This is a genomic window from Alteromonas sp. PRIM-21 (assembly GCF_027563165.1).
GTDB classification, from domain to species: Bacteria; Pseudomonadota; Gammaproteobacteria; order Enterobacterales; family Alteromonadaceae; genus Alteromonas; species Alteromonas macleodii_A.
Window position 1 is genome coordinate 100,009 of the sequence record NZ_JADOEK010000007.1, and the last position, 20,414, is coordinate 120,422.

Genomic DNA, 20,414 nt, shown 5'->3' on the forward strand with positions numbered 1-20,414 from the left:
ATGAGTAAAAATAGCATAGCCACGTTTGTTGTCGATTGGGGCACAAGTAACTTCCGGCTTTTTGGACTAGATAGCAAAGGTGCATTAGTTGATACCATAGAGGCGCCCTTGGGCCTTCTACAAATAAAAGACGGAAAGTTCGCTGAAGCATTAGAGCCGAAATTAAAAGCATTAACACCGAGTTACCAACATATCCCTGTGCTAATGGCGGGTATGGTAGGCTCTGCCTCGGGATGGAGAGAGGCGCCCTACGTTGCAGCACCAGCATCAGTTTCAGATATCGCCAATCATGCAGTTTGTTTTGAGCTTCCATGGGGAGCGCAAGCTAGAATTTTGCCTGGCGTGAGCTACAGGTCAGCGGAATTTTATTGTGACGTGATGCGCGGTGAGGAAGTCCAAGTATTTGGTTTACCATTTTTAACTGAATCAAAGAATATGCACGTTGTATTGCCAGGTACACATAGTAAGCATGTCGATATAAAAAGCGGTTCCATTTCAAGCTTTTCGACTTATTTCACGGGTGAGCTTTACGCTTTGCTAAGTCATTACTCATCAGTAAAACCGCCATTGCCGGCACAAGAAATTATTAATGAAGATGCATTTGTCAAAGGTGTGAAGAGGACTGCTGAAGGGGCTTTACTCAATGATATCTTTTCTGCCCGATCGCTCAGGTTATTTGGTGAACTCGCCGATCACGAGGTGGCTGATTACCTGTCTGGAATTTTAATTGGTAATGAATTACACAGTTCAACGCACAGAAATATCTATTTAGTCGGCGGTGAAGCATTGTGTGCTCGCTATGAGTTAGCGGCCAAAGAATTACAAATAGAGACGTACACGTTTTCTGGGAACACCTGTTTCTTAAATGGTATCGCAAGAATTATCAAGGAGATTGAAAATGAGCAGTGATAAGCGCGCTGAACTACCTCTCATAGCTATTTTGCGGGGCGTAACACCTCAGTCAATCTTGGATGTCGCTGCCGTACTAGTAACAGCCGGGTTTACCAAAATAGAGGTCCCTTTGAATAGTCCTAATGCGCTGGAAAGCATACGTTTGCTTGTAAAGGAGTATGGCACCAAGAACTTCGAATTGGGCGCAGGGACAGTAACCAGATTAGATTTGGCTGAACAAGTTTTAGAAACCGGAGCGAACCTTGTGGTAACGCCGAACTGCAACGTAGATGTTATTAAAACAGCTGTTGATGCAGGGTGTGTTACTTACCCTGGCGTGGTAACGCCCACCGAAGCGTTCAATGCGGTACATGCAGGTGCAACCAATTTAAAGCTATTCCCCATTTCTATGGTGGGCATAGGCGGAATGACCGCGATGAAAAGTGTATTACCATCTCATATTGCATTGTTTCCAGTCGGAGGGATTGACGCAACTGTAGAGTCAATGTCTCCCTACTTAAACAAAGGCGCAAAGGGCTTTGGCTTAGGCTCGCAGCTGTACAAGCCGTCGATGTCATTGAACGAAGTTAGCCAGAAAGCTAAGGATTTTGTAAAAACATATACAGCAGCAATTCATGAATAATGTTTACCGATAGTAATACGTTTGGTGTTTGAACCAATTTAATATAATGTTTAGTACATATTATGTTTATCATTTTCTAGAGCGTTTACTGAACGAAAGGAGAACGATAAAGTAGGTGTAGGTGTTGCTTGTTAATTATGACGAATAGGCGATGCAGACTCATCTGATGACTTAAAGAACCACCCCTAATAGCGTGAACCATCTAAAGGTGTTATGATTTAAATTATCATATGTTTAACGTAATCGGATTCGATTAAATGAATGAATTAGTATATTACGACTTGAAACGTGCTGCCAAAATGACGCCAAGCTTGTCTGTGCAAGTGGCGAAAGAAATTGGCCGTCGTATTGTCGCTGGTTCTCTAGAGCCAGGTACCTTGTTAGAAGAGGAAAACTCTTTAGCAGAGCGCTATCAGGTTAGCCGTGTAGTTATTCGTGACGCGGTAAAGATACTGGTCGGTAAAGGGCTACTAGATGTAAGGCGAGGTATAGGTACTAAAGTTCGTCCCCGTAGCGAGTGGATATTGTTAGACGATGACGTGCTTGCATGGCATATCACTGCGCCACCCAATGAACACTTTATTAGTCAGTTAATGGATGTAAGGCTCGCTTTCGAACCTAAGGCGGCGCGATGGGCCGCAGAACGGTCTGATCCTGAAGCGCTTAAAGAAATCGAAGAAGCCGTTATCCGAATGGAGCAAGAGTCGGGTTCCTTAGAAAAGTTTATTGTTGCCGATGCTTTATTTCACCAAGCGGTACTGCGAGCGGCACATAACGAATTTTTAACCTCTATGGAAGGTATGATTTACTCAGCCCTGTTAGTAAGTGTTCGTATTACCAACCAAGATCCTCGTAAAAACAGTGATTCAGTTAAATTTCATAGAGATGTTTATGAAATGATAGCGAATGGGGACGGCGAGGGAGCAGAAGCCCTTACAGAGAAACTTCTAAAAGATGCAATCAGAAGGTTGAAAGAAGCCTTTGGAGATAGCTTCCGAGAAGAGTAATAGTCTAAGAATTGTTAAAGCCGGTGTCTAAATTACTATAGCCACCGGCTTTATCGTTTTTAAGCGCTTTACAAAACTGCTTTTTGTTTCAATCAACCCCTCTATGACTTCGCTCACGAAATAGTTGCTGCCCAAATAACAACACAACGTATTTAGCTCATCTCGAATCACCACTATTTAACCAATATTTTGTTAATGAGTTTTAAAGCGCTCTTTACATTTAAACATAATATGTTTAAATAAATGCTACATATATTCAGTGCCTCTATCCGATGTCTGCATAGCAGGGATAAAACATCTGAAGTCACAACATTGATGTCGTGCAAACCGCGATTGTCGTCTTAGTAGTGATGAATGTGCACAGGGATGTAATACAGCAAATCGCACTTTCCAAAGGTTTTTTAACGGACATTGGAAAATTACTTTTAATTGATATTAGCGTTATAAAGGTGAATTAGGTGCCACTATCAAAACTCTTCAAAAAGCCGGTGTGCACGCTGTTAAGCGGCATACTTGCAGTCAGCGTAAGTCAAAGCTCAATAGGCGCTACGTCTTCAATGGAATCAGTACCTTCTAACGAGGTAACGGGAAATAAGTCAGGTAAGCCTGCAAACGTACTTGTCCTGATGTTTGACGATATGCGCTTTGATACTTTTTCCTACAGAGGAGGTCCAGTAAATACACCCAATATTGATGCTCTTGCGGCTGAAAGTACTCGTTTTGATAATGCAATGTCGACTACTGGACTTTGTTCACCCTCTCGCGCAGCGTTTTATACAGGGAAATGGGGGCATAAAACGGGTCTTGATGACAACGTAGAACTTTATCATACCCGTTTGGCTGAATTAGATTTAAGCGAAGGTGGGCTTATTAAAAAAGCATCCGAAGCAGGGTATTTAGTTGGACACGTAGGAAAGTGGCACCTAGGTGCTAGAGGAACTGAACTTCGCGGGGCTGAAATTGATTTGGCGCATGGTCATGAGCCAAGGGAGCGTTTTACTCGAGTATTTACGCCTACGGGCAAGGTTAAGCAGGTCGAGGGCTACTACGAAGGTAGGCTCGACGCAAACAACGAAAAACATGAGTATTACAAAACCCTCCCTGGAACTTATGAAGATACTGAAGCCTATAAAAAGGTGGTAGCAGGCAAAAAAATGCTTTCACAAATGGCAAAGGATAAGCGGCCCTTTTTTGGTGTTATCAGTTTTAATCAGCCTCATCCTGCTTATCGAGTTCCTGAGCCCTATGCCAGTATGTTTGACCCAGCGAAGCTCGAACTTCCAAGTAATCATCTGGCTAAACGCATTAATAAGCCTATGGCGCAAGGCGGCATCTGGTGGCCTTGGCATGACGTAGGTCACATGAGCGACACGGACTGGCGAAAGGCTCGGGCTCACTACTATGGCGCGATCGCTATGGTAGACCGCATTATCGGTGAGTTAATTCAACAGGCCAAAGACGAAGGTATTTACGATGACTTGCACATTGTACTGTTCGGCGACCAGGGTTCTATGCTTGGTGAGCATACGCTTTATGATAAGGGTCCCTATGCCTACGACGAGCTTATGCGTATGCCGCTTCTTATAAAGGACCCGGACATATCCCCACGTGTGGTTAATCGCCAAGTATCGCTTATTGATGTAACGCCCACGCTAACAGAGATGATGCATTTAGACGCTGAGCCTGACTATGACGGCCATAGCTTAATTCCACTCATGTTAGAAGGTGATAAAGCGGAAGAGGGCCAGGTAGATAAAGCCCTTTATGCCTATGAATGGTACAACGGTTCATGGTTCGGTATTCGAGCTATTCGCACCCCTGAATACAAATTTGTATGGAACCCAGGTGAAGATTTAGACGAATTTTACGATCTTAAGAAAGATCCTGGAGAGGTCACTAACCTCATAGACGATAGCGATTATGTTGATATTTGTGGGGAGATGCTGGCACTGCTTATTTCAGAACTAAAACGTACAGAAGACCCATCGCTAACAAAATTAGAATATCACGCTAAACACTATTTACAGGACGCTAAAAATGAAAAATTACGCCATTAAGCTCTTAGCGGCAATAAGCTTTTTATCCGCGGTGCCAGCCGTAGCGACAGAAGCCCAAAGACCAAATATTTTGGTTATTCTTACCGACGACCAAGGTTACGCTGACGTTGGCTATCACGGTTTCGACAATGACGTTAAGACACCTAATTTGGATACTTTGGCTAACGAAGGAGTACGCTTTAGCTCAGGTTATGTCGCACACCCATTTTGTGGACCAAGCCGAACTGCACTTATGACGGGGCGCTACCCTCATAAAATTGGCGCTGATTTTAATCTTCCGGTAGATGGTTCTAGCACCGGTATTGACACCAACGAAATGTTTGTGAGTAAAGCGCTTCAGCAGGTGGGTTATCATACCGGCGCTATAGGTAAGTGGCACCTAGGTGAGGAAAAGCCTTATCAACCAAATAATCGAGGCTTCGACGAGTTTTATGGCTTCTTGGGTGGTGGTCACAGGTTCTTTCCTGAGCAATACCAAGCCCAATATGAAAAAGCGAAAGCTTCGGGCGTCACACGCTTCAATGATTACATCACGCCGTTAATGCGTAATACCGAAGAAGTGAAAGAAACTGAATATCTTACTGATGCATTCACTCGAGAAGCCGTTGATTTTATCGACAGAGCTGGAAAAAACAAACAGCAACCTTTCTTTTTGTATTTAGCGTACAACGCGCCTCACGCTCCCTTAGAAGCGAAAAAGGAAGACGTCGCTCTGTTTTCACATATTAAAGATAAAAAGCGTCGAACTTACCTAGCTATGGTTTACGCGGTAGATCGCGGAATTGCTAAGGTAGTGGATATGCTCAAAGAGACGGAACAGTATGACAACACGCTTATTGTTTTTGCCAGCGATAACGGGGGTAAACGCAAATTGGGTGGGGTCAACCTACCATTACAAGAAGGAAAAGGCAGTGCAAGAGAAGGAGGGCATCGTGTACCTATGTTTTTCCACTGGCCAAATGGTTTAAAAGGTAACAAACAGTATGACGCTCCAGTTTCAACGTTAGATTATTATCCAACGTTCCTGGCACTTGCTAAGAGCGATGTGCCAAGCGGCAAAGTCCTTGATGGTAAGAACATTCTTCCTCATATCGTCGCTAGCACAAGCGCCCGCGAGGGAGAGAGTTTATTCATTATGCGCCATCGTAAAGGCGCGCATGATGTTTCTGTTCGTCGTGATGACTTCAAAGCGGTTCGTACTACCACTACAGGTGGCTGGAAACTCTTCAACGTAGCTGAAGATATTGGCGAAACAAACGATTTAAGTGCGCAATACCCACAGCTTTTAGCTGACATGGTGAAAGACGCAGGCTACTGGGCATGGTCAAATAAACCTCCCCAATGGTTCCATATCCATAAAGAAGGAGACGAGTGGCGAAGCGAAGATATGCCGCGTTACGGTGAAACCTTTGATTTAGACTAACTTATATATGTCCACCCAACGACAAAAGCCGACGCCTAAAAGTGTCGGTTTTTTTATGCATTCTATTTACATATCATTTACATTAACTTTATAAAGGTGATATGTTTGCTTTTATAATACTAATAATGGTGACCCTACTTCTTATTCGGACAATTAGGTAATTAATATGAAAAATAAGTTACTACTCGCTTCAGTTGCTATTGTTTGCGGAGCACAAGTAAGCGCAGAAGTTGTAAGGCCAACAGGAATGAAAGCTGGAGAAGTGCGTTTTAGAGAGCTGGGGGCGCAAACAGACGATTTTGAAAATGGGTTTAATAATAGTAAATGGCAAAATGCGCCTGCGAGTTTAAATGTAGGGGCATGGACATTCGACAGCGATAACGCCTATGTAGAGAATGGTCGATTAAAAATTGCGACTACCCAAGAAACTCATACCCGATCATTTCAGGACAGCTGTTGGGATGGTGTTGCTGGCGGGCCATCTCAAACCGTTCAAAGGCAACTTTTTTATAAGTCCGGCGCTGTGCGCTCTGCTGTAGAAAGTACTTATGGTTTTTATGAAGCCTCTATCAAAGGTGTAGACATTTTTCCTGGGTTAAGCCCAGCTTTTTGGCTTTACAGTGACGGCCATCCTTTTCCTCGCGTTCAGGGGGAACAATATGTCGATTATAGTGAAATAGATATCGTTGAGTTACAACAAGCCGATTGGCGAAGCCCAACAGACTTTGATGAAGTTAATGATATGGATCACAACCTACACGCGCGCGTGGAAGAGAATGGTAAGATCGTGTGGAAACGCCCGAAACCAAATCCAGAAGCTCAACTGCTGCATTACGAAGCGCCGTTCGACCCTTCAAAAGGTTTTCATACCTACGCGGTTGATAATCGCCCTGATAAAATCATCTGGTATGTCGATGGTGTAAAAATAGGGGAAAAGGAAAACAAATGGTGGCATAGGCCTATGCACCTTATCTTCTCGCAAGGATTGCGTCGCCATTTAATCAAATACAACAGTGCTTGTCAGCGAGCAGATCCAAACCCCGACAATGTTATAAAAGAGGGTTTTCCAGAAGATGCGACAATGCAGGTGGAGTATGTGAAAACGTGGGAGGTTTTGCCATCTATTTGGGTAGATGATGCGAATAAATATGCTACTACAAGCTATCAGTCTGGTGGCACGCTTGATGTAGTCGTTAACTATCATGGCGGTAGCAATTTTTATGTCGTTTCAGACAAGTACAATGGGATTACGGTTAACTTAGTCGAAAAAAATGCGCAAGGGTTTGTGAAAATCGCTGCATCAGCAAATGATGCTACCGTAGCTAATAACGACAAAAAATATGGAGGTAAGACGACAATCTCTCTTGATTTAGATGGCGTAACACCCACAGCCAAGCTTCCCCCTGGCCATTATTATGCGCTGACTCCGGTATTTAAATCTTCTAATGGTAGTGATGTTTTCTTACAAAAAGCCATCAATAATGTAAGCATTGTGTCGAATAACTCGGCAAATATTAGTGTTTCTGGGGTAACTATTTCAGGTAGTAATAATAGAACACTAAACCTTGGTGAGTCAGTCAAATTAACGGCTATCATTCAACCCACTAATGCGACCAACAAACAAGTGATGTGGTACTCATCTGACTCATCTATTGTTGACGTTGATAGTAACGGTTTACTCACTGCCTACTCAGAGGGAGCCGCCACTATAGAAGTCGAAAGTGTTGATGGACGATTTACCGATGCGGTTTCGGTTACTGTACAAACTAGCGGAGGAGGCGACAACACTGACGATAATTTGGTCATAAACAGCGGTTTTGAACAAAATAATCTGGCTACGTCCTGGGCCAACAGCTGGGGTAACGTTGACATTGTCGCCAATAATGCAAAGGAAGGAGTTAACGCAGGTTATATAGATGGTACAGGAGCGTTAGTTCAGATTATTGATGTGCAGCCAAACACTACATACACTTTATCTGGTTACGGTAAGGCCTCGTCCTTAACTGAAAAGGTGAGACTGGGTGTAAAAGAATATGGTGGCAATGAAAAAAGCCTTAAGTTTAAGAGCCGAGGTTATCAAAAATTAAGTACTACCTTTACTACAGGCTCCGGTAATACCACTGCGAAGATATACTTCTGGAATGGTGAAAGTAGCGTTCAAGCCTATGCTGATGACATCCTTGTATCATCAACTGGCGGTACTAGTTCCCCTTCAGTTCCTGTAATTGTAACTGGCATAAATACTAATCCTTCCAGAGATGAAATAGCAGTAGGCCAGTCCATTGCATTAACGGCGACAGTAAGTCCTAGTGAAGCAAGTGATAAAAGCGTCACTTTTAGCTCAAATGATCCGTCTATAGCGGTAGTAGATAATACGGGGGTAGTTACTGGAGTTAGTGAAGGAACCGTCACAATCACTGCTAAAACAAACGATGGTGGTTATATTGACACTACAGTACTAACTGTTGTTCAGGCAGGAAATGTGTCTTGTAACAAGAAGTGGGTGAACGTAACCGGAGTGATATTATCCATAGGCGACAACCGTTTGCGTAAAGGTCAGTCAGCTAACTTGAACACAGTAGTTGCACCGGATTGTGCGTCAAACAAGTCAGTGGTTTACACAAGCAGTAATCCCGCTGTAGCTACTGTTGATGCTAGTGGGGTGCTCTTTGCTCGTAATAAAGGGGAAGCGGTAATTACCGTGAAGACGAAGAATAAAGGAAAGACAGATAGCTTGACTATAAAAGTGGATTAGTTTTTTAGTTGAAGCGAAAAAAAAGCCTGCGACTTATACATGTCGCAGGCTTTTTATTTTATCAGGCTTTAACTTTTATAGCGTATTTATTGCTGCCAAATAATCGGTAAGAACACGCTCATTTCAGCCTCACCACGGTTACTCCACGCGAAGTAGGGCACGAATTGCGTTGTGATGCTTTCAAATTCTGGCTGCGAAACATCGCGATACATGCCTGTTCCTCTATCTTTGCGCAATAAAATCTCGCCTTCGATAGTTGTGACACCGCCTAAAAATGAAGGCTGTTTTTGCACAGAAAGTTTAGACTTACTTGGTAAATACACATCGGTAATGCTCGCTGACTCAGGCAAATCAGGAGACTCAACGCAATAAACAATCGGGCCGCGCTTAACGGCTACCTGATTGCGTACTTCCTCAATACGCTCGTGACCTTCAATTAATTTAATATGCATCGGCATATCTAGTTCAATCACATCACCGGCTTTCCATTGTCGAGTAATTGTCGCGAATTCACCTGGAACAAGCGCAATATCAAGGGTATCACCGTTAATTTTCAACGTGTTTTCTTTCGACCACTCCGGAATGCGTAGCATGATGTCAAAAGCGTCTTCTTTGCACGCATCAATAGTGATTTTTACCAAGCCTTCCCAAGGATACTCAGTGCTTTGAGTAAGCTTAAGTTCTGTGCCGTCGAGTAGTGTAGTTTCTAATGTGTTACCGCCATATAGATTCACGGATATGCCGTTGTCCGAGCGGTTGTAGGCCCACAATGAAGACTTTGCCACTGTTCTTACCAAGTTAGGAGGGCAGCAGAAACAAAATAGATAAGGCTCGCGGTCTGGCGACTCTGTATTCATATTTTCGTAGTCGCGGGCATCGTTAATTTTACGCAAAGGGTTAGCGTAGTAGTACTTGGTACCACATACGCTAATACCTGACATCATAGAATTGTGCATGACGAGTTCCATAATATCTGCGTATTTCGATTCTCCATGAATACCTAGCAATCGTTGGCTAAACATGGCATTACAGATGTTTGCACAGGTTTCGTTATAAGCGGTTAAATTAGGCATCATATATTCGTCAATGAAACCTTCTTCAATCATATCTCTACGCGGAGACGCACCGTAATGGGTCTGCCCTACGGCACCGGTAGCGTACATTTTCTTTTGCGTTACGTTTTCCCACAGACGATCCAAAGCACTAATAAGCGCTTTTTCACCTGTTTCTGCATAAACGTCAGCAGCGCCTGCGTAATAATAAAGCGCCAATACCGCATGACCAGCAGCTTCAGTTTCTTCGCGAAGTGGTACGCGCTCTTGCACCATATCACCAATAGGGTAGCCAACGGTCGTTGAGTCATGGACCATTTCTGACTGGCCGCGATTATTGATAAATTGTTCGGCAAGTTTAAGGTAATCTTCATTTCCTACAGTTCGATAAAGCTCAACAAGGCCCATAATTTGAGTTTGGTTAAAACCAAAACGACGTAACTCAGGTGGGTTAGGGCCGAACTTTGACACCAGCAAATTAGCATTTTTAAGGGCAATATCTAAGAAGTTAGTTTTACCCGTCATTCGATAGTGAATGCATGCAGCGGTATAAAGGTGACCACAGTTGTACATTTCGTGATACTTTCGGTTTGAGAAATGTTCAATGCCATGTATTTGAATATAGGCATGAAGATAGCCGTCAGCTTCTTGTGCTTTAGCAATAATGGCTATGATCTCATCCATTTCTTGAAGGAGTTTCTGATCATTGTTTAAGCCATACATGTAACAGGCTGCTTCCATCCACTTAAAAAAGTCTGCGTCATGCCAGTATTCACCGTCAAACTTACCATCAAAATCACCCGTTACAATTTTGAAATTATTTAAAGCATGACCAACTTCACCGGTAAGTAGGCTTCCCATGTATGGGATCATTGATTCTTCGCAAAGCCTAGTTTTTTCGGCCCAAAAACCATCTTTCCATTTACATTCGCCCATGGATATAGGTTTGAGCTTTACATTAGGGCTTTTAGACGTATCAACTTCTGTCTTATTGCGCGTTAAATTCTCTGGCATGGAAAACCTCACTACCGATAGTTAAATTCATTGTAAAAATAAGCAGTGTGTTGGGCGCTTCGATACTTGCGCTTATCAAGCACTATTTATTTTCAGTTTTACCTTTTTATTTAGTATTTGCCTGTTGTCTTCCCTTAGCTTTTCCCAGCCAATACGCTTTCCAATCGTGAAAACAAAGCGTTAGAAAATTAGGGTAGTGGTTTAGAGATAACAACTAAAGCGTTATTGACAACACAGTACGTAACTGTGATCAATGTAAACATATGATGTTTTGGTTTTCAAGAATTATTAACATATCCCCACGCCATTTTCAGGTCTGAAAGGCCTAATGCTTAGGTAGCGTATGTGAATTTATATATGCCGCGCTTTTGATCTTTAAATATTTCTTGTTAAAAGCCTGTAAATGTAGTTGAAATGCAAACATCATATGTTTATATTTGTTATATAATGCGGTGGCGATATAGAATATGCCACCATGGCTGTCGTGAAAGTTGAGTCTTAAAATGAAAATTGAATGTATTAAAACCTATCATCTTCGGTGTCATCTCGAGCAGCCTTTTGGTTTTTCTCAATGGTTTTACAATCAGCGCAATGTGCTCGTTATCGAAATCATTACTGATAATGGTACTAGTGGGTGGGGAGAGTGTTATGGCCCAGCAGATGTTATTCAGGCAGCAGTAGAGAAGTTCTACGCCCCTCGTATTATCGGCCAAGACGCGCTTTCAACCGATGCATTGTGGCATTTTATGTGGCGCGCTTCACTTGACTTTGCAAGGGCTGGCGTTATGACAGCAGCAATGTCAGGAATAGATATGGCGCTGTGGGACTTAAAAGGCAAAGCGTTGGGGCAGAGTGTAAGTACTTTGATGGGGGGGAAATGCCGCGATAAAGTACCTTGCTATGCCACTGGTATGTATTACATCGATTTACCCGAAGATAAACTTCTGCCTCATTTACTTGAAGAGGCGCAAGGATATGTAGACGAGGGTTACCAAGCGTTAAAAATTAAAGTGGGTAAAAACCCAGACTTCGATATTGCTTTTATTCGCGCGCTTCGCAAGCGTTTCCCAAATACAATATTAGCTGCAGACTCGAACCATGCATTTGATTTAAGTGAAGCTATAAAAGTAGGGCAGGTACTTGATGAGTGCAATTATGCTTGGTTTGAAGAGCCTTTATCTCCAGAACATGCAGCGCAATTCAGGCAGTTAAGCGATAAATGCCTGACGCCTATTGCTACCGGTGAATGCGAACAAACTCGCTTTGGCTTTCAAAAATTACTAAGTGCTGGTGGTGTACAGTTAGTTCAAGCTGACCTGGGTTATTGCGGCGGGCCGAGTGAAGCGCTTAAAATCAGAACCTTAGCTTCATCACAAGGGTTAAACATGATCCCACATGTTTGGGGAACCCAGTTTAATCTAGCCAGTGCTTGTCACTTCCTGGCTACGGCTTATCACGAGCCAGGCCGAGCGGAAGAGAAACCGCTCTTCTTAGAATACGACCGCACTGAAAACCCTTTACGTGACGATATATTTTTACAAAAAGTGGTAGTGGAAAATGGTAATGCCAACGTGCCTTCCGGGAATGGTTTAGGTGTTGAGATTAATTTAGACGCAATGAAACCTTATGTGTTTTGCGAAACGGAGACAAAATGAACCATACATTTAAGATGCTAATTAATGGCGAATTAACAGGCGCAGATAGAACTTTTCCCGTATTTAACCCTTCAACTGGTGAAGTAATTACCGAAGTGCCTGATATTTCAGAGTCTCAAGTCATTGAAGCGCTGGGCTTCGCAGATGAGGGCTTTAAGCATTGGTCTTCTACACCGCTGTCGAAGCGCGCTGAACTTATTCTTGACTATGCTGCACTTCTTGAAGAAAACGCGGAAGAAATTATTGCAATCCTTATTGAAGAGACAGGAAAGCCTCGCGATAACGCAGAGTATGATTTCGGTATGCTAACAAATTGTTTGCGCTTTTTTGTTGAGGAAGCGAAGCGCATAGAGCAGCCTGTTATTGTTGACCCAGACGAGCGTTTTCACCATTTTATTCAGCGTCAATCACTGGGCGTAGTAGTGGGGTATTTAGCGTGGAACTTCCCGCTACTTAATTTAGGTTACAAGCTAGCACCGTCTTTAGCGTCTGGCTGCAGTTGTATCATCAAACCCTCGCAAGTAACGCCACTTGCAACGCTCAAGTGCGCAGAGCTTGCCCATCAAGTTGGCTTTCCTGCAGGTGTTATTAATATTATTACTAGCAATAACTACGATAATACTAATCCACTATTAACAAGCGATACTACCGCACTGTTTACCATGATTGGCTCTACTAGGGCGGGCGTTAATGCAATGAAGACGGCCTGTACAAGTGTTAAGCATTTCTCGGTAGAACTTGGCGGAAACGCACCTGTAGTGGTTTATGACGATGCTGATTTAGACAAAGCCGTGATTGATATTGTTAACCTTAAATACGGCAATTCGGGTCAAGTTTGCGTATCGCCAAATCGTTGCTTTGTTCATGAATCACGAGTTGCCGAATTTATCGATAAAGCGGTATCGCACGCTAGCGGTATACAGTTAGGCACAGGCGATGACGCGGAGCGCCTTATGGGCCCGCTAAGCAGTGAAAAAGAACGTGGTCGTATACTCAAATTAATAGAGGATGCTGTTAAAGGTGGGGCTCAAATTGCCCTAGGCGGCAACATTCCCAGCGACAGAGCAACCGGCTTCTATTTAGAACCCACCATTCTTACCGACGTGAAAGAGGAAATGGAAATCGCCCGTACTGAGATTTTCGGCCCTGTGCTTTCTATTATTCCTTTCTCTGATGCCGATGACATCATAGCTAAAGCCAACGATACAGAGTTTGGGTTAGCGGCTTACGTTTATACAACGAGTTTAGGCAAAGCGTTTAGTGCAGCTAAAGGTATACAAGCTGGCAGTGTGTGTATAAACGAAGCGCATTATTCAGTGCAATTGCCTCATGGTGGCCTGAAGCAAAGTGGCGTCGGTAAAGACTGTTCGAAATACAGTCTGCAAGAGTTTTACACGAATAAGCGTGTATCAATGCTTATGGGGTGATCCTTGTTTAAATAGGGGAGACCCTAATCACGGAATTGATATAAAAACCTCCAATTTAGGAGGTTTTTTATTATGCGCACTAATTTAGTAAGCTTTTTTGCTATGCATTTTTATAGCTAATCATTTTAATAATTGTCCTACGCCTCAGCCCCCGCACTTTACGCCTATTATTTTTCACTAAATATACTTAATTACCGGAGACTACATCTAACCGTGGCATAGCAGTCAGAGGCCATTCCCGAACGCCTAAGGCTATATCACTTTGCCCTCTCTACGTTACTTCAAGCGTTCTAATTGTCTTTGTCACTAGGCAGCCTGAGTTTTGAAATACCGAAAGAAGGGAACTGGAACTTAATTTACTATTAATTGGTGAAGTAACACTTAACGCTAAGCTTAGAATCGTTCACCGTACGGGAAACAGTAAGTTGACATCAGAAACAATCAACGCAAGTTGATAAAAGGGCATAAAAAACGCGGCCTTTTGGCCGCGTTAGTTTCAAACTAAAACTTCTATTTTACTGAACTTCTACTGATGAATATTCATCAATGAGTACCTTAGCGCCCACAGGAAAGCCTAGGAATTCATAGAAAATAAATACATCAGTTACCACAGTCCAGTTTTCAGGGACTGACCATTCTCGACTGCCAGTAGCATCGTCGACGAATTCGACAAGCTGCCACTCAGTAGTAGGTCGAAGCGTAGACGTAAATATTCCTGCCGCTTCTAGTCTTCTGTCAAAACCTGGCCCTGTGGGACCGTCTTGGTAGGCAAAAGGAAGCACAACGTGGCGAAGCTGAACTTCTGTTTCCGGTACTTCTTGTAATTTAACCCACATGGCAAACTTATACGTTTTCCCAACGCTAGCGCCACCTAGTCCGTAGGTTGAACTGTGCCAGTTGCGCTGCTTATTAAAGACCTGCTGCAAAATACGAGTAAACCCGTTATTTACATTCGTCATGGTCACTTCCAAAGCCTTTCCAGACAAAGAATCGTCCACAGCAGTAACTAAGCCATCAGGCTTCCAGGGCGCGCCTTCACCATCTAGGTTAAAGTCGGTGTTGAATCCAGCTGGATGGGCTGATGTTCCTGGGTCACACATCAAGTTCTTTTCAACAATAACGGTGGCACTTTTGCTTTCTACCTCATCACTCGGAAAAGATCCGGTATCACCCGATAAATAGCCAACGCTTGCCTCAAATTGTGAGCCCACGTTGTTTATATCACCTGTGCTAAAGCGACCCATTCCATCTTCGCCGTAGTGTATGGTTTCAGCTAACGGGAAATCGATTTCGTTAGATGAAGTCCACTCGTAGGTATACTCACCAGTAAGCGTTTCCCCTGAAGCGGGTTGTGGTTCAACGTACAAACCCGCAGAAACACAAGATGGGGTGGTTTTAATGTCGGTTGTTAGCCCGTTTTCATCAATGTCTTTATTCGCTAGGTTTAATGTGAATTCAGAAAACACTTCCAAGGCCACGGTTGTTGATAGCTCAGGGTTGCTTAAGCTTGTAACGGTTACCGTAGTTTCACCAATAGCTAGGGTGGTGATATTGCCGTTTTCATCTATCGTCGCAATACTCTCATCTGCTACGCTAAAAGATAAACGTTGATCGCATGCTTTTTGGGGCAGCACGGTGGCAAATAACGAGCCTTCTTTACCAAGGGAAACTCTGATAGGTTCGGCAGTGACGCTTTCTACGTCATCAAAAACAGCGTTTATTGTTAACTCAAGTGTTCGTCTAGGTAATACTTCCCCCGGCTGTAAGTTAAAGCCGTTGTCTATGGCAAAATCGATGGTATAGGTGACCGATGGAGGGTTGTCTAGAAGACCGTCAGGTTCAGACCCTGGTGTCGAACCGAAGTTGTCACTGGTATCACATGTACTTAAACGATCGGCGAATAAATCCGTGTCCACAACCAAGTTTCTACCGTCTACAGTAAATGGTGATATGGTTTGATTAGGCTGTCCAATAGAAGGTGCCTGCGGTGTTCTATATAGAGGTGATGTGGTGAACTGTAAGTCAGAAATAATGATATTTCCTTGGGCTGGCTCACCATCTACCGTAACGCCGGCTACCAAATCAATCGTTTGTTCTCCCGATTCTTCTGTCATTTCTGCCGTTAACATTGGCATTGATATCTCAAGGGGGGCATCTGCACTAAAATTTGGGTCAAAGCCTTCGTCAGTACCACCGCCACATCCTGTAAGCGCAATTGTTACCGAAGCAGCGAGAGCAGATATTTGTAGTAAGTTTTTCTTCATCTTACTTCTCCAAAAATGTGAAATTGGCCAGACTGAAATCTGGCCTTATTAATTGATTAACTAGAAAGTTCCGCGAAGACCAATTCGGAATTGACGACCGAATTTGAATAGCGATGCCGTGCGCTCTTGTGGAATACTGCTATCCTCATACACGCTGCCTTCGTCAAGCACGATTTCATTGCTATTAACGTTATTCGGGTTGATGGCGTTGGCTGCGGTAACAAAGTTTCTTCTGGTATCGTCTGTAATGTTTAGCGCGTTAAACGTTACCGTGAGGTTTTTGTTAATCGCATAAGATGCACTGAAATCTAATCTGTGAGATTCATCCTGCCAAAGCGATACGCCAGATAACCCTCGGTTCACCAGTTGCTGACCGGTGTAACGGTGTGCCAGTCTTAACTGAATGCCATCTTTTTCATAAAACAGCGTTGCGTTTGCCGAGTGTCTAGGCGTAAAAGGTTGTGGCAAAGGCTTAAGAAAACGACCAGAATTTCCAATTTCTACAGGGTCGGATTCAGATTTCTGATAGGTGTAGTTAATGGTGGCACCAAAACCAGACCAGACTCCCGGTAAGAAATCGTAGTTTTGCGTATAACCAAGCTCTACACCTTCAATAGTGGCACCTGAGCCATTTTTTGAGGTGGTGATATTGGCAACATCACATTCAATTCTCCACTGCTCAAAGAAACCAGCTGCAAGGCGAAGTGGATGACAGTCGTCTTCTCCCCCTGGTGTGCGGTTTTCATCAAAGTCGAGAAGAAGGTCAGAGCTTTGTAAATCAACTTCTTCTCTCACGTCACGGTAGTGGAAAGGAGTAACCACGGTTTCTTCGAAGTTATCCATATCTTTGTAGAAGAAAGCCGCAGACAACAGTCCAGAGTCACTGAAGTACCACTCGTAAGATAAGTCGATATTGTTCGAGGTAAGCGGTTTAAGTGCTGTGTTGCCAGCGTTGCCCGAGGCTAAGCCAAACTGGTTTTCGCGGATAAAAGCAGAAGGGTTTAAAGAGTCAAATCGCGGCCGCGTCATTGTTTTAGTTAATGCAAATCGCACGATAGTCTCTTCGTTCAACGCATAATTTAACGTCAAACTCGGCAACCAAATAGAACTTGATGCGTCATCAGTCACTGGCGCGGTTCTAACTTGAACTTCTTGGCCCGTGCCATTTGGGCCAGTGAACGATGTACTTCTGTCCAGGAAAGGCCAAACATAGCCAGTCTGGTTAAAGCGCGCCCAGCTTGAAGCATTTGTCGGCACTAAATTACCGTTCGAGTCATATACTTGGCCTGGTAACTCATTAAAAACAAAGTTGCCATTTTCATCTTGAAATACTAAACGGTTTACGTCTAAGCCAGTTTGCCCGTCAGGACCAACAACAAGGAATTGCCCCGTGTTTACGTCAAAAGGAATGGTTGCCGCATTATTAAAGTTGTATCCGTGGGTTAGTGCCCACGCCCAGCAGTTGCTTAGTTCTGCTTCGTTTTGTGGCGCGTAACGGGTATCACCGTTGGCAATAGGTATACCTAACGGGCAAGGATCAAGGCTGGTGTTACCCAAGTCCCTTTCTACAAACAAGTTATATGGGTCAATGACTTGCGGTGCTCTGATATAGTTGATACCACCGATACCAGAGGCTTCGTTTTCATCTTTTACGTAACGAACGCCAATGTTACCGGTAAGTCGGCCATCCATAAATTCAAAATTAGCTTTGAAGTAGGCAGCCATGGTTTCGGTCGTTATTTCGCGAGTACCTTGGTCGCTAAAACGTACGCCAACTTCAGACGCATCTTTACCAGACAGTAGCTCTAATGCTTTTTGGGCATCAAGTAATGGCCATCCTCCCCAAAAGGCATTGTCACGATTAGCTTGTAAATCCTCGCCGTAATTGTCATAAGGAAAAGCTTCACCAGAAAGCATGTTAGCAACGCGAATAGACGCTAAGCCTCGCACTTCAAACTCGGCATCAGGATCATCGAGCGCTATAAGATCTTCACCGTTAGTAATCGCTGTGTTTTTTATTGATACGTCACGGTTTCTATGAGAGTACTTTCCACCAAACTCTATGCTGGTCACGTAGTCATTATCGAGCGCATAATCAAAGTCAATGAACAGAGACTTATTGGTATCTTCGAATTTGTTCTCTCTAAACGCTAAATTTCCTAGGTGATTGTGTTGTAAATCAAATGGGTTAAAACGGCTGGTCACACTGTTAGCACTGCCGTCAAAGGCATCAAATTCACCCGGTGTGCTTCCCGTAAAATATTCACAGTCTGACAGTGAGCCTTGCGTACAGTCGTAGCCTACAAGTTCAAGAATATCTGATGGCATGGCCTCAACGACGTTTCGACCTGCCGTGCCCCAGGTTGCTGTGCCTATCGTAAAGAATGCATCCGGGTCAGCTCTATCAGGTGTTTCATCTTCAGAACCAGAATAACCAGCTCGTAGGTTCATGGTTAAGTCGTCGGTAAAGCTGTGGAAAAGGTCTAACGTAACAACATTGGTTGTGAGTTCTCGTAAGCCTCTTGCTCTATTGAATCCCCCAGTGATTGAGCGACTCGTAGAGCGCTGCAGTGTATTGGTAGAAAGGTCCACCACATTAAGTGCAACATTGTCGTCACCAGGGTGAATGGAAGGAGTCAACGGCGCAATGTTCATAAACATGCGGTGGTTATCGGTAAGTACCTTTTGATTGGTATGTGTAATATCGACCTGAAGCATAGTGTCGTCACTTACTTCATACTGAATACCCGTTGAAATAGACAGTCTGTCGCGCTGATCGGTATTTAAGTTGTAGTTGATAAACTCACGACCCATTACGAATAAATCACCCTCAACCAATGTTTGGGTTGCAGGGTCGTAGTTTAAGAGACTCTCAATGGGGTTTAATAAGGGCTGGCCGTCTTCACCAAGAATAAGTTCACCACTGTTGTCGCGCTGGTAACCGAGAACCCGAATAGGCTGACCGGTTGCAAGGTCAGTAGCTGGACGTGCTCGGCTGCCTTCATCGAATGCATCTGCTATCTGGATAGCTTGGTTAGCCCAATTAGTATCTATTCTGTCGACGCGAGTATTTTGTCGGTCTTTTGTGGCGGTTATGATGAAACCTAGTCGATCGTTAAATAGCTTTTCCGAGAAACTTCCAACAATTCGATAATCTTCATCGTCTGCGAACTCGTTGTGTCTACCCTCAACAGTAAAAGAGCGACGAGGCTTGTTTAACGACAAAGGGCGTACGGTTTTTAGCTCGATATTGGCACCAAGAGAGCCTTCGTCTTGGTCGGCTGCAGCTGTTTTCACCACATCTATCGAGGATAAGATATCTGCAGAAAAAGAACTCAAGTCAACGCTGTTATTGTTAACGCCATTACCGCCGCCACCGCTCAAACCGCCTGTTAACGCCACACCGTTAATAGACACTTGGTTCAACGAAGGACCAGCACCGCGTACCGATATTCTGGTACCTTCACCAGCTTCTTCTTGTACTGTAACGCCGGTAACACGCGATAGGGCGTCAGCGATGTTTTGGTCGGTAGATTTACCCACATCTTCAGCATGTATCGAATCTGAAACGCTGTCATTAAAGCGTTTAGAGTTGACTGATTTTTGTAAACTTCCTTTTATTCCTTGAACTTCTATAACCTCAATATCGGACTCTTCGTCTTTAGTTACAGCACGTTCGACCAACTCTTCGTCTGACTCTTTCGGGGCTTCTTGTGCCCACAGAGGCTGACTCAAACAAGACGCGACCACCACGGTTGTGATCGCATTAAGCTTAAATTTTTTATACATGTGGTTTTTACCTAGTTTGAGTGTTCTAATTTTTATCGAGCTAACAACAGTCAAGTCCACCAGATTTTCTTCTCGCATACTGCATTTTGAAATTACAACGCCAATCTGAAGCTTAATAGACCTGAAGATTTGATACCTACCTCGCTCAACTCTCCAAGTTTCAACTATCGCTAGATGTTATTAGTTTAAACATATGATGTTTGTTGTTGCAATTTTAGTTCACAAAAAATTAACCATTTTTTGTCTTATTCTTGTCAAATTATTGAAAGATAATGAAATTATGTTTTTCAATGTGAGGGGCAACGGTTTTTTCTTATTCAAAAATCAGGAGTGAAGGGACTCAGGCAGTGTGACAGTTTAAACCTTGAAACTAAAATTTAATGTCGGTTATTTGTTGAAAAAATGTTAAACAAATGATTATATCAAACATATTATGT

At 43.4% G+C, this 20,414-nt stretch carries 11 protein-coding genes; 8 read left to right on the forward strand and 3 right to left on the reverse strand.

Annotated features, from left to right (window positions below; genetic code table 11):
* The 6 genes from IW644_RS11550 (at position 1) to IW644_RS11575 (ending at position 8,776) form a co-directional block, all read left to right on the forward strand.
* On the forward strand, positions 1 to 909 hold the full coding sequence (locus tag IW644_RS11550) for a 2-dehydro-3-deoxygalactonokinase (protein WP_269917727.1): 909 nt from the start codon (positions 1 to 3) through the stop codon (positions 907 to 909).
* Entirely contained in the window at positions 899 to 1,534 is a 636-nt protein-coding gene (locus tag IW644_RS11555; protein ID WP_269917728.1) for a 2-dehydro-3-deoxy-6-phosphogalactonate aldolase, read from the forward strand. Before IW644_RS11550 ends, IW644_RS11555 begins: the two co-directional genes overlap by 11 nt.
* A 257-nt stretch (positions 1,535 to 1,791) precedes the next feature.
* Positions 1,792 to 2,541: a FadR/GntR family transcriptional regulator gene (locus tag IW644_RS11560; protein WP_269917729.1), complete on the forward strand. Its 750-nt coding sequence runs from the start codon at positions 1,792 to 1,794 to the stop codon at positions 2,539 to 2,541.
* Between the two features lie 458 nt (positions 2,542 to 2,999).
* A complete protein-coding gene (locus tag IW644_RS11565; RefSeq protein ID WP_269917730.1) occupies positions 3,000 to 4,598 on the forward strand; it encodes a sulfatase-like hydrolase/transferase in 1,599 nt (532 codons plus the stop codon).
* Positions 4,579 to 6,021, forward strand: a complete 1,443-nt coding sequence (locus IW644_RS11570; protein WP_269917731.1) for a sulfatase-like hydrolase/transferase — start codon at positions 4,579 to 4,581, stop codon at positions 6,019 to 6,021. Before IW644_RS11565 ends, IW644_RS11570 begins: the two co-directional genes overlap by 20 nt.
* A gap of 166 nt (positions 6,022 to 6,187) precedes the next feature.
* A complete protein-coding gene (locus IW644_RS11575; protein WP_269917732.1) occupies positions 6,188 to 8,776 on the forward strand; it encodes an Ig-like domain-containing protein in 2,589 nt (862 codons plus the stop codon).
* A gap of 86 nt (positions 8,777 to 8,862) precedes the next feature.
* Here the strand turns inward: IW644_RS11575 and IW644_RS11580 are convergent, their stop codons facing one another.
* The gene (locus tag IW644_RS11580) at positions 8,863 to 10,842 is read right to left on the reverse strand and encodes a glycoside hydrolase family 127 protein (RefSeq protein ID WP_269917733.1); all 1,980 of its coding nucleotides are present in this window, start codon (positions 10,840 to 10,842) and stop codon (positions 8,863 to 8,865) included.
* 503 nt (positions 10,843 to 11,345) lie between these two features.
* Here IW644_RS11580 and IW644_RS11585 point away from each other — a divergent pair.
* Both IW644_RS11585 and IW644_RS11590 read left to right on the forward strand, forming a co-directional pair.
* On the forward strand, positions 11,346 to 12,497 hold the full coding sequence (locus IW644_RS11585; protein WP_269917734.1) for a mandelate racemase/muconate lactonizing enzyme family protein: 1,152 nt from the start codon (positions 11,346 to 11,348) through the stop codon (positions 12,495 to 12,497).
* Complete coding sequence (locus tag IW644_RS11590) at positions 12,494 to 13,924, forward strand: aldehyde dehydrogenase family protein (protein WP_269917735.1); 1,431 nt, start codon at positions 12,494 to 12,496, stop codon at positions 13,922 to 13,924. Before IW644_RS11585 ends, IW644_RS11590 begins: the two co-directional genes overlap by 4 nt.
* Before the next feature lie 515 nt (positions 13,925 to 14,439).
* On the opposite strand, the gene IW644_RS11595 is transcribed toward IW644_RS11590, so the two are convergent.
* Both IW644_RS11595 and IW644_RS11600 read right to left on the reverse strand, forming a co-directional pair.
* Complete coding sequence (locus IW644_RS11595) at positions 14,440 to 16,188, reverse strand: Ig-like domain-containing protein (protein ID WP_269917736.1); 1,749 nt, start codon at positions 16,186 to 16,188, stop codon at positions 14,440 to 14,442.
* 60 nt (positions 16,189 to 16,248) lie between these two features.
* Complete coding sequence (locus tag IW644_RS11600) at positions 16,249 to 19,977, reverse strand: TonB-dependent receptor domain-containing protein (RefSeq protein WP_269917737.1); 3,729 nt, start codon at positions 19,975 to 19,977, stop codon at positions 16,249 to 16,251.
* Between the last annotated feature and the right edge of the window lie 437 nt (positions 19,978 to 20,414).